The sequence below is a fragment of the Siphonobacter sp. SORGH_AS_0500 genome (genome assembly GCF_031453245.1).
Taxonomy (GTDB): domain Bacteria; phylum Bacteroidota; class Bacteroidia; order Cytophagales; family Spirosomataceae; genus Siphonobacter.
In genome coordinates, this window is record NZ_JAVIYT010000005.1 from 117,197 (window position 1) to 129,528 (window position 12,332).

General features: G+C 48.7%; 7 protein-coding genes. 2 read left to right on the forward strand and 5 right to left on the reverse strand.

The annotated features are described in order from the left end of the window. Nucleotides 1-66: 66 nt before the first annotated feature. The 5 genes from QE357_RS21460 to QE357_RS21480 all read right to left on the reverse strand — a co-directional run bounded on the left by QE357_RS21460 (nucleotide 67) and on the right by QE357_RS21480 (nucleotide 7,158). The gene (locus tag QE357_RS21460) at nucleotides 67-1,143 is read right to left on the reverse strand and encodes an alpha/beta hydrolase-fold protein (protein WP_309712224.1); all 1,077 of its coding nucleotides are present in this window, start codon (nucleotides 1,141-1,143) and stop codon (nucleotides 67-69) included. A 15-nt stretch (nucleotides 1,144-1,158) separates the two neighbouring features. Then, nucleotides 1,159-2,331: an esterase gene (locus tag QE357_RS21465; protein WP_106638310.1), complete on the reverse strand. Its 1,173-nt coding sequence runs from the start codon at nucleotides 2,329-2,331 to the stop codon at nucleotides 1,159-1,161. A 414-nt stretch (nucleotides 2,332-2,745) separates the two neighbouring features. Next, nucleotides 2,746-3,600, reverse strand: coding sequence for a sialate O-acetylesterase (locus QE357_RS21470; RefSeq protein ID WP_309712229.1), 855 nt, complete (start codon nucleotides 3,598-3,600; stop codon nucleotides 2,746-2,748). A 222-nt stretch (nucleotides 3,601-3,822) separates the two neighbouring features. After that, nucleotides 3,823-5,379 carry a glycoside hydrolase 43 family protein gene (locus tag QE357_RS21475; RefSeq protein ID WP_309712232.1) on the reverse strand — a complete coding sequence of 519 codons (1,557 nt, stop codon included), beginning with the start codon at nucleotides 5,377-5,379 and terminating at the stop codon, nucleotides 3,823-3,825. A gap of 105 nt (nucleotides 5,380-5,484) precedes the next feature. Next, nucleotides 5,485-7,158, reverse strand: a complete 1,674-nt coding sequence (locus QE357_RS21480; RefSeq protein ID WP_309712235.1) for a glycoside hydrolase family 43 protein — start codon at nucleotides 7,156-7,158, stop codon at nucleotides 5,485-5,487. A 502-nt stretch (nucleotides 7,159-7,660) separates the two neighbouring features. Between QE357_RS21480 and QE357_RS21485 the strand changes: the two genes are divergently transcribed. Both QE357_RS21485 and QE357_RS21490 read left to right on the forward strand, forming a co-directional pair. Beyond that, nucleotides 7,661-10,759, forward strand: a complete 3,099-nt coding sequence (locus tag QE357_RS21485) for a TonB-dependent receptor (RefSeq protein WP_309712239.1) — start codon at nucleotides 7,661-7,663, stop codon at nucleotides 10,757-10,759. Nucleotides 10,760-10,770: 11 nt separating this feature from the next. Then, nucleotides 10,771-12,324, forward strand: a complete 1,554-nt coding sequence (locus QE357_RS21490) for a RagB/SusD family nutrient uptake outer membrane protein (protein ID WP_106638308.1) — start codon at nucleotides 10,771-10,773, stop codon at nucleotides 12,322-12,324. Nucleotides 12,325-12,332: the final 8 nt, after the last annotated feature.

The following is a 12,332-nucleotide window of genomic DNA, read 5'->3' on the forward strand; positions in this document are numbered from 1 at the left end:
AGGTTACATCGTTTACTAGAAAACTTTCCTCGGTTAACCCGTTCATTGCCAGAACTAACTGAGGGTTTATTGAAAAAGCTGAGGTAAAGTTTGAGCGAGGTATAATTTACAATTCATCCAGGTATGGCCGCCCGATACGATAAGGGGCGTAACCTTTAGTTTCTTCCCCTGAAACATCGCAATGTTCTGTTTTACTGGTTCGTAGAGAAAGTCATCCGTTCCTACACTGATAGTAAATAATTTGAGTTGTTTATTCAGTTGCTCCGCATTGGGTGACCAGTTGGTAAAGTTTTTGGCAAACTCTTCCGTGGCGGTATACGGAGCGTAGGAGCAGATGTAGGCGAACTTGTCGGGATTCGTCAGACCAATGTTGAGCGTTTGACCACCGCCCACCGAAAAGCCCGCTACCGCCCGGTTTTTACTGTCTTTGTAAACGGGGTAATTGGCTTCCACGAACGGAATAATGTCGTTGACCAGGTCCTTTGTGAAGTCAGCCATGGGACTGGGGCGAACATTTCCGTACGGCATGACAATCAGCATGGGTTTTGCTTTTCCCTGAGCGATCAGATTATCGGCAATCCAGTGAGCCCGTCCGACTTTCGTCCAGGTTTCTTCGGTGTCAGAACCGCCGTGAATCAGGTAAAGCACCGGGTATTTTGTTTTACCGTTAGGGTCAAAACCGGGTGGCGTATAAATCAGCACGTTCCGCGTTCGCCCGAGCGTTGCTGATGAATAGTATCGATAGCTGACTTTACCGTGAGGTACGTTTTGCAAGGAATGCACCAGCGGCTGATCCCCCGGAATATCGACGATACTTCGTTTAAATCGTTCGTTGGCAAAAATGTAAGTATTGTTGGGATCAGCGATCTGAACGCTGTCTACCGAGAAACCATACGGATACACGTCAGGCTTCACTGGCGGTACGGTTACGCTCCAGAGGCCGGACGTATCCTTGGTCATAGCTACGGGAGCCGACAGAAATTCCCCATTTAATGTCACTTTTTTGGCATTCCGGGAGAAATAGCGAAATGTGACGCGATGATCGGGATGTACTTCGGGAGAACTGATGGAGGGCGGACGCTGAGCCATTCCCGCAAAACTCGATCCCAGCAGTAGGGACAGAAGATAGATGACTTTTTTCATAGCGGTAAGCTGCGTCTATTGAAAGAGTAAGGGAGCGGTTTCTGCCAGGTAAGCTTTGACATTCATCCAGGTGTGTCCTCCGTCCGTAATCCGGCTTTTGAAGTTGACGTTCTTCGACTTCAGATAATCCATGAATTCGAGGGTGCCTTTGTAGAGAAAATCGTCACTTCCGACGCTTACCCACAGTAATTTCAGTTGCCGATTGGTTTGGGCCGGATTACTGGCAATGGTCTGGTAGCTCTTTTCCATTTCGGCGGGTGAGAGGTACGAACTGTAGGCACACACCCAGGCAAAAGTATCCATGTGACCAAAGGCGGCCCGGAGGGTTTGTCCTCCACCCCGTGAGAATCCGCCGATGGCCCGGTTTTCCCGATTCGCCAGGGTTCGGTAAGTTTTCTCGATGTAGGGAATGATGTTCTGGATCAGATCGTCGCCGAAAGCATTCGCCCGATTGACGGCGTCGGCATCGTCGCGTACGATGGGATCCGCAGGTTTGGCTCCACCCTTTTGTTCCGCTACCCGAGCGGCAATGTTGCCGTAGGGCATCACGATGATCATCGGTTTGGTTTTCCCCTCGGCCAGCAAGTTGTCCAGAATCAGATTTGTTCGACCCACTTTGTAGAAGGTTTCCTCCGTATCCGTGGTGCCGCTGATGAGGTAGTATACCGGGTATTTTTTCGTGGGATTCTGATCATATCCCGGTGGCGTATACACCACCAGCGAACCCGTCGTGCCTTCGGCCGAGGGGTAATACTCGTATGATACCGTGCCGTGCGGTACGTTTTTCAAGGCATGCATCAGCGGCGTATCGCCCGGTACATCGACCAGACTGGCCTTGAATCGCTCATTCGGGAAAAACGCCCCGTTTGCCGGGTCCATAACGGTCACGCCATCGACCTGAAAACTGTAGGGATAGATATCAGGCTTTACCGGGCCTACCGTTACGCTCCAGATGCCCTGGTCATTTTTCGTCAGCGGAACAGCCGTCTTTTCAAACTGCCCACTCAGCTTTACCTCCCGGGCCGTTGGGGCCAGATAGCGAAACGTAACCGTGTGATCCGCATGAACCTCGGGCGATACCACCAGCGGTCCCCTCGGTGGCTGGGCCGGGGAAGCCCCTATCAGGCCAGCTAATAATCCGCTGAACAACCATCGGATTAGCCGGGGCTTCAGGTAATTGTTTTTCATAGATTAAAGGGGTTTAGAGTAAAGAGAGCCTTTATTACAAAAAGCCTGTTTCATTTGATGGGTTGAAACCTCGTCATTCACCTAGACGGTTTGGTACCGCAGACACGGCCGACTAGTATAGCCCGTGAGCCTTGCAGGCTGGACCTCTCCACGACTAAATAGCTATTGGTTATTAGCCATTTGGCATTGTCGACGGCATAAACCCGAATGCCGTGCTCAAGCCGCCTACCCTTCCATGGCAGCTCTCTCCGCAATGCGGTGGCTGGAGCAGTATGAAGTCAACGATGGGCGGCCGGCATGCGATGCCCGGCATGGAATACATACGGACTGAATAACCAGTCAAGCATGAGGGACGCCATACCTATTCTCCATAAACTCCTTACTGCCAAATATTTATACAAAACAACAACGTCATTATTCCCTCACCCCATACCCCTGCAACGACAGCATCTGCACGGCGTACCGCTTGCCTAATTGTCGGATGCTTTCGGAGGTAAAGTGAAGTTTATCCGGAACCGCCGGAAGGCCCGCCGATGAGATTACGTAGGCATTCGGAATCGTTTGGGGCAGCGTCGCGATGATCGCGTTCATGCTGGCACATTTTCCACCCTGATCTTGATTGACCACTTCACCCGCCAGTAAGGGGATGGAATTCGGGGCCAATCCCAAATCCACCAGCAGATTATCATAAAGTTTCTGAATCTTCGCTGGCCAGGCTTTATCGCCCGTGTTGGATTCCCCCTGGTGAATCAGAATGCCTTTGATTACACCGACTTTTTGAGCCAGCCGGGCCAGTTCCACCAAACGTTCGTAGGGGTTCCCTCCATAAGCCTTCGCCATGTTGATCATCCACGGTCTTTCCGCGGCTGAAGAGTCCAGATAAGCCTGATACTCAGCTTTATCAAAAATTTCAATCTTGCTTCCTGCTACCGCCACGGGTACTACACCTACTCGGATGGTTTCGGGCAAATGAGCAACCATCGTGCGACCAAAATAATCGGCAGGGGAAAGTCGGGTATTACACCGAAACAAAGGCGGTTTAGCCGGATACCATTGGCCCTGACTCCGTCCCAGCTGCGGACAATCCAATGCTGCCAATACCTGAAACCGGGCATTCACGGTCGTATCCTGAGCCTCAATGGCAGCAGGACCTTCCATATTTGACTGCCCCAGACAGAGGTAAATGTGAAAGTCAGGGTCCTGAGCAACTGTATGCTCACGGCAAAACAGTACTAACATTACGGCCCAAATGATCCCGATCTTTTTCATAGCAAGTAGTAAAGGCTTAGAGCTCCATCCAAAACATGGTTATAAAGACTGACCATTTAAATCCAAATAGAGCGGCCTTGCGTTGGCTTTCCCTCCGTTTGAAGGAACAAACGGGGTTATTTTCATTTCACTGCCTACTCTTCCTGTCATCCAGAGCAATGCACTTGCTTGCTCTCTGTCTGATTAAACCAATTCCTGTTCTTTGATCCACCTAATCTGAATTTAGGGCTGAGTAATGGTATCGCTAATATGGAAATAATCGAAATCAGCGTAGCCACCCGTTTGTTGCGTCGCGTAATTGAACAGTCCAAACCGATACCCCATAAAATGCGGAATGGTATAGGGCATTTTTAGCGATTCCCCGATACGTGTCCAGCTTTTGTTGTCAAGGCTGTAGAAGAAGTGAGCCGTATCCTTCCGATCCCGGAAATTGCATTCGGCTTTCAGATACACTACCTTCTGATTCAGGGGAATAGCTTGCAGCTCTACGGGTTTTCCATCTTTCATTTTAACCATTACTACGGAAGGCTTCCCCTGCGTAACTTTCACACCGACCAGCCCATAATCCTTTTGTAACAATCCTAAACCCGCAAAATCACCATCTTTCATCTGCGATACATCCAGAGCAGTGCTTCCCGACGATTCCGGCCCGATGGTCCGTTGGGTGAGGGTATTACGTGCCTGAGTAAAGGAAGTATCGATTCTTCCGGTTTTCAGTCGTAAAAACCCTTTGCGTTCGCTGAGCGACCAGAGCTTCGGTTCGGGGTTGTGATTCCACTGCCAAACCAGCGGCAAGGGCAGTTCTCCCTTTTTGCGGCTGAATTCATCGGAGGCGACAATACCCGGAATCAGTCCTTTGCTCGCGGGTAAGGCCAGCTTTTCGGGCACTTTACCATTTTCTCCCAATACAGGCCAGCCGTTTTCCCAGGTAACCGGAACTAAATACGGAATCCGGCCTACGCCACCAAAATCCCGGAACAGATAGGCATACCAGTTTCCATTGGGCGTATCGATCAGGCCGCCCTGAGCTACGCCTAAATCCTGCAGGCCGACTTTTCCTTCCCACGGACCCGTAATTTTATCCGCCCGGTGAATCACAACCGTACGCATGCTCCCCTTAGGCCAGGTGATGTTAAACAGGTAATATTTTCCATTCACCTTAAATAACTGGGACCCTTCGGCGGGTAATCCACCTTCGGTACCCGAAGGCATGCTGGCATTTTCGATGATAACCTGTTCGGTAGTACCCGGCTTTACCCCCGACAAATCGGAAGAGAGTTCGATCAGCTTGAGTTTACCCCCACCGTAAATCATGTAGACCCGACCGTCATCGTCGAAAAACAGGCTATGATCGTGATACGCTGGTTTGAACGAAACCTCTTTCCAGGGGCCTTTTTCAATGTTTTGGGTGGAATAGATATAGGTTTTACCCGTTGTCTGAGCGAATGTGGTAACGTAATAAGTACCCTTGTGATATCGTAGGCTACTAGCCCAGGAACCTCGTCCGTAAGTGCTCTTGCCATTGTTCAAATTCAGTTCATCCACTTCACCCAATCGGTCATACGCATAACCCACCAAATGCCAGTTAATTAAATCCTTGGATTTCATCAGGGGCAAACCCGGACTCATGTGCATGGTGGTGCTACTCATGTAATACGTATCCCCTACCCGAATCATGGAAAGATCCGGCACATCAGCGAAGATGACCGGATTCTGAGCCTGGGCGAACAAAAGCCTACCTGAACAAAGCAAACACAGCAAAATAAAGCTTCTTCGCATGTTTATCTGATAAAGATTAAATGTTGAAAGAACCCATCTAAACTGCTTTGGGAATAGAGAATCGCTTGGGCGAGGTAACCTATTCCCAAAGCAGTTTAGTTACCCTTACTTATACATCGGGTCCTTGCCTTCGTACTTCAAATAACGGAAAGAAGCGGTATTAGTACTACTTTCGCCCGAAGAAGTGGCGTACATGCCATACACACAACCGATGAATCCACCCGCTACTTTGGTACTCAGAAACTTACCATCCACTTTATCTTTCAGCATTTGCCAGTTTTTGCCATCCGTTGTATAGGAGAAGCTATACGAATCGCCCTGCGAAGAAATGCGAAGATTTACTTTGTCAGCCGTGGTGTTCAGGGGTGCTTCCGTTACTAATTCCATCGATTTTTCACGGGGTACACTCTTGAAAAGCTGGATGACTGGTTTCCCATCTTTCTGGCCTTTACTCAGGAAATAAAAATGATGTTCATCCTGAAGAATCACCAGCCCCGCTTTTTCATGTTCCGCTTTGGGACTAAAGCTCAGTTCGATTTCTGCTGTACTATATAGGTGTTGCTGACGTTTACCCACAAAAGAAGGATTCCCCATTTCCATACAGGTTTCTGGCTTTAGTTTCAGGGTTAATCCCTGCTTTTTGGAAAGCGTATACGAGCTGGGATCTACCGTCCGCATGAACAGCAGGGAAGGGTCCAGTTGTTTTTCGAAGGTCATCATATAGCCGAAGTTACCCGACTGAGGTAACATATCTTTTGGCTTGTTTTCTGCGTAGTTCACCGGATAGGAATACTGAATTTCCTTATGGTTAGGGTTGATGATCGGCCAGTCTTCCTTCCATTCTACCGGAGCAATGAAGGTTTCACGACCCGTGTTGTAGAAATCGCCTTCGTAGGGCCGGACAGCCAGAAAGATCGAATACGTTTTTCCATCGGGGCCTTCCACAAACTGAGCGTGACCCGCCGAGGTAACGGGGTCTTTCCGGTCTTCGGGTAAGCCTTTCTGCGTCAGAATGGGGTTGTGTTCGTAAGGTACGTAAGGGCCCCAAACCGATTTACTTCGGAAAACTACTTCGGAGTGATTCACCGAAGTGCCCCCTTCGGCTGCATAGAGGTAATACCAGTTGTTTCGCTTCAGGATATGCGGTCCTTCGATCCACACGGGCTTTTTACTGATATCCACCCCGCCGTTTACCAGTTGCTTTTCTTCACCTACTACTTTCAGATTCTGATAATCAAACTCATACATCCGAATGGTTCGGTGACCGGAGTACTGAGGTTTGTTATCGGGAGCATCGCTGTTATAGAGAATATAAGCTTTGTCGTTGTCATCGAAATACAGCGAAGGGTCAATTCCCCGAACCTGAGGAATACGAACCGGATTACTCCAGGGGCCTGCCGGATTTTTCGCCGTTACCACAAAGTTACCATCGTGGTCGATGTCCGTACAGGTTACGTAATACGTGCCTTTGTGATAGCTAATCGCCGGGGCAAACAGGCCACGCGTTAACCGTTCCCCCATGAAATCCATTTGCGAGGGGCGGTCAATGACATTGCCGATCTGCTTCCAGTTTTTCAAATCCTTGCTGTGAAAAACCGGAATGCCAGGAAAGTAGGAAAACGTAGAATTAATGAGGTAATAATCTTTGTCTACCTGAACAATACTCGGATCGGGATAGAAGCCCGACAAAATCGGATTTACTAAAGTTGTCTTCTGTGCTATTCCCACATTCAGTCCCCAAAGGCAGAGAAAAAGAACTGACAAAATAGGTTGTCTCATGTTTCTGTAAAATCGCTACGATGATGTGATAGAGGTTGCTTATCGGGGTAACTTTTCCGTCAAGCTTGATACTGGTCTTTTCTTCGTTTTAACGTAGAAGTCAGCGGACTCAAATGTAGAAGTAACCCAAGAAAGGCTAGGATAGAAATCTTTAAAAAATCAGAAAAAATGTTTAATTAGTTAAACATAAGCCCTCTTTAAGTCATATTATTTACATTATTTCTATATTTTTTTACATTTCTACTACCGTCCGGTTATTCTCTCCCTCTAGTTTTGTTCAACCATTTTATCAGCCCAACACCCACATAACTTCCAGTGTATTGTTCAGAAAGGGAGAGCCTTTGCGGACCTCAACCTACCGCTTAGCGATCCCTACCTGACTTCTATTCCTAATCAATTACTTCACAAAATTTCAACCAATGCTATGGGTAAATCTGTAACATTTAGAGAACATCCAGTCCGATGGATGATGTTTCCGCCAATGGTTTGTTTGCTGTTACAAATGCATCCGTCCCGTGCAGCAACCGACTATTTACGTCATGCTTCGATACCTGATAAAGCGATAGCCGGGCCTAGAGTCTGGATTGATCGGGTGATTACCGGAACGGTTAAAGACGAGCAGGGACAAGTGATTCCGGGCGTAAGTCTAGCCATCAAAGGCTCTACCCTGGGAACGGTTAGTAACGAACAGGGACAATTCCGATTAACCATTCCTGATGATAATACAACGCTGGTCATCACGCACGTGGGTTATGCCAGTCAGGAAATCGTGATAGGTACTCGGTCTTCCGTTGACGTAGTTCTCAAAAATGATCAGCGAGTGCTGAGTGAAGTAGTCGTAGTAGGTTACGGTACTCAACGTCGGGGAGCCATTACCGGAGCAGTATCTTCTGTTACCTCCAAAGCCCTTAATGAATTACCCGTAGCAGGAATTGATCAGGCCATGCAGGGACGGGTAGCGGGTTTAAACGTCACCAATAACGGATCGCCGGGCAGTGCTCCCATTGTGACCATTCGCGGTATTAGCTCCATCAGCTTTGCCTCTGATCCGCTGTACGTAGTCGATGGATTCCCCACTGCTATTTCAAACATCGATCCCCGCGACATTCAATCAGCTGAAGTATTGAAAGACGCCAGCTCCGCCGCAATTTACGGTTCCCGAGCTACCAATGGTGTGATTATCATTACTACCAAAAAAGGTGCACTGCAAGATCGTCCGAGGGTTTCATTTGATGCTTATTTCGGGGTTCAAAGTCCAACTCGTGAGTTTAATCTTCTGAATACGCAGCAATATTTACAGTACGAAAGAGCTCTGAACGGAGCCAACAGTTCACTACCCCCCCGGCTGGAATCGGCTAATTTCAATCTACCGGTTTACGAAGGCACTTCCCAGACGTTTGCCCAGACCAACACCAACTGGCAACGGGAATATTTCAGAAGAAATCAACCCCTTCAGCAGTACAATGTCTCTTTAAGTGGCGGTAATGGCGTTTCGCGTTTTTATACCGGAGCGGGCTATTTCGATCAGCAAGGCATTGCCCAGGGACTTAATTTCAAGCGTCTGAACTATCGCCTGAACTCGGAACATACCTTAAGTAAGGTCTTTACCTTCGGTGAAAACCTCTACATCAGCCAATCCAAACAACGATTCGACGTTTCTCAGGGCAACCGTACGCCCATTGTGAACGTCATTCGCATGCAGCCTTACTTACCTGTCTATAATCCCAACAATCTGGGTGGTTTCATGGGCCCCCAAAACAGTTTTGATGCTTCCGATCCAGTCAATCCGGTTGAACGGGCGTTTCTCGTAGAAAACATCAATAACACAACCCGTATCTTGGGCACCGCGTACTTGAAAGTAACGATAGCTCCCTGGTTGAAATTCACCTCCACCTATGGTCTGGATTATTCGAATGTAGCCATCGAGAACTACACGCCCATTCACAACGACGGCGGAACGTCCATTGCCGCCACGGCTTCCATTCAGAATCAGCGGCTGCTGACCAATACGCAACTGTTTACCCAGCAATTAACCTTCGAAAAATCATTCGAAGGCCATAACCTGGGGGCTACGTTTGTGTATGAAACACAGGGACAGAACGTGCGGAATGAAACGGCCAGTGGCACTCAGAGCACAAACGTGGTAAGAACGCTGAACGGAGCGAACAACGTAACGGCTAATAGCATTTATGAAACCAACTTCATTCGCTCGATGGTGGGTCGGATCACGTATGATTTCAATGAACGCTATCTGCTGGCCGCCTCGCTTCGCCGGGATGGTCTCTCCGTTTTTGCTCCCGGTAATAAGTTCGAGAACTTTCCCGCCGTTTCCGCAGGCTGGCGAATTGATCGGGAAAACTTCATGAAAGACGTAAACTCTATTTCTGAACTGAAACTCAGAGGAGGGTATGGGATCACGGGTATTAACGGGGTGCTGCTGGGGAATTACCCCTACCTACAACCCATCCAGCGGAATCAGTCTACCTATCCCTTCAACGGCACCGTTATCAATGGAAATGGCTCTTTTTATAACGGGCTGAGCAATCCGAATCTGGCCTGGGAGAAAACCAAACAGGCAAACATCGGTTTGGACATGGGCTTTCTGGAAAACCGCTTAACCTTCGTAGCAGAATACTTCCAGCGTAAGACGGACAACCTGATTCTGACGGTTCCTACGCCAACCAGCTTTGGGTTTGGTGGAGCAGGTACACTGGCGAACGTAGCCGGAATGGAGAATAAGGGCTTTGAATTTCAGGCAAGCTATCGCAAAACGCGGGGCGATTTCACCTGGAATGTAACGGGTTTACTGAGCGTGATTCGCAATCAGGTCGTACGCTTAAATAATGAGAATGCCTCTATCACTGCCGGTGGTGATGCTGATTTTGGCGGAGGTGGTCCTTTGACGAATACTGTAGCGGGTAAGCCCGTGCAATCGTTCTATGGATATGTAGTGGAAGGTATTTTCCAGAGTGAAGCCGAAGTAACGGCACACGCCAAGCAAAGTGGAGCCGCTGCCGGAGATCTGAAGTTTAAAGACCTGGATGGCAATGGCGTGATTAATGACGATGACCGCACCTTCATTGGCAGTTTCCTGCCGAAGTTCAGTTACTCGCTCAATTACGGAGCTAACTACAAAAACTTTGATTTCACCGTATTCTTCCAGGGGGTACAAGGAAATAAAATCTTTAATGCGGCCCGGATTATTCGGGAAGGGATGCCTCGCTTATTCAATGCCGACGTGGCAGTGTTGAATGCCTGGACTCCTTCAAACACCAACACGGACATGCCAAGAGCCGTAAACGGAGACCCTAATCAGAACGTGCGGCCCTCCACCCGCTGGATTGAAGACGGCTCTTATTTACGATTTAAAAACGTAATGATTGGCTACAACGCCCCCGAATCCTGGACCAAGCGGACGGGTGTACTGGGCATCAGCAGATTACGCCTCTATGTTTCTGCCCAAAACCTGTTCACCGTTACCAAGTATTCTGGTTTAGACCCAGAGATTGGTTCGAAAAATGGTACGCTCACGAATGGCGTGGATTACGGACAATACCCCACTCCCCGATCATTTCAAGCAGGAATCCAGGCCACTTTTTAATACATAATCGTATGAAATTATCCAAGCAAACCATTCGGACGATGTGGGTGATCGCTGTTCTGCCCATCTTCTATTCCTGTAATGATAAAGCGTTGAATACCATTAACGAAAACGTGGTGTCAACTACCGATTATTTTAAAACCAGCGACGAACTTCTGGCGGGCACCAACTCTATTTATGCGACGGTGCGTAACATTTCACTGGTATCTCGGGAATGGTTTTTCCTGCATGACCTTCGCAGCGATGACGCCGCTGCCGGAGGGAGCCAATTGGAGGTACCCCGTTTTCAGATTCTGAGCGGAAATACAGACCCCACCAATAGCGTGATGAACTCGGTGTGGAACGGCTTATATACTGTGATTCACCGGGCAAACACCGTGATTCAAAATGGGCCTAATGTGACGGATAATACAGCCGTAAGAGACCGCGTGGTGGCAGAAGCCAAGTTTCTACGGGCCTGGGCTTACTTTGAGTTAGTTACCTTCTGGGGAGCCGTACCTTTGTATACCTCACCCGTGAAAACGCCAGCAGACTACCAGGCCAGAGCAGACGTAAATGCCGTGTATACCCTCATTGTGGAAGATTTACGTCAGGCTGCCACTACGTTACCGAACAAATCTGCCACGGATAAAGGACGGGCCACCAACGGAGCTGCCAATGCCTTGCTGGGTCGGGTGCTGATGCAACGCAATGATTACGCCGGAGCCAAGGAAGCTCTGCTTAAGGTCACTACCTCAGGTGCGTATACCTTAACGGATCGTTACCTGGATAACTTCGAGGAAGAGACTGAATTCAACGCGGAATCCATCTTTGAAGTTGTGTACGTGGATAAAGGGGATAATGACTTTAACTGGGGCGGTAATGATACGCCGAACTCCGCTCAGTCAACCATTCGGAATCAGGAGTATAACCCCGTCGCCTGGCGAAACCTGATTCCATCGGACAAGCTGCTGAATGAGTTTGAAAACACGGCGACCGGAGCCGCCAAGACCGATCCACGGTATAGTTTCAGTTTTTACCAAACTGGCGACCGGTACAACAACGATGCGGATGTGCTAACGGATGCCGATCAAAATGGTAACTCATCCACCGTGAATGGCGTACGGAAAAAAGTCAGCGTTCGGAAATTCATGATCCTTTACAAAGAGGGAAAAGCCAAGGCAAGCTACCACCCAGGTGGTAATAATCAGCGGATTATCCGTTACGCGGAAGTACTGATTAACCTTGCCGAATGTGAAGCCGAACTGGGAAACCTGACGGCGGCAGTGAATTACCTCAATCAGGTCAGAGCTCGCAAAAGCGTAGCGATGCCTGCGTACCCCACAAGCCAGTATCCAACCAGTACGAAAGCCCAGGTAATCAAGGCGGTTATGCACGAGAAAATGGTTGAACACTCCTTTGAATGCATTCGGAGTATTGACATTCTCCGCTGGCGTCCTAAAGGGTACTTCACTCAGGAGCCCTTCGCTTATTTTCGGTCGCAAAGAGACGAATTACTGCCCCTGCCGATTGCGGAGTTAGATAATAACCCACTGGTCAGCGGCAAACAGAATCCTGGTTATTAATCCTATAA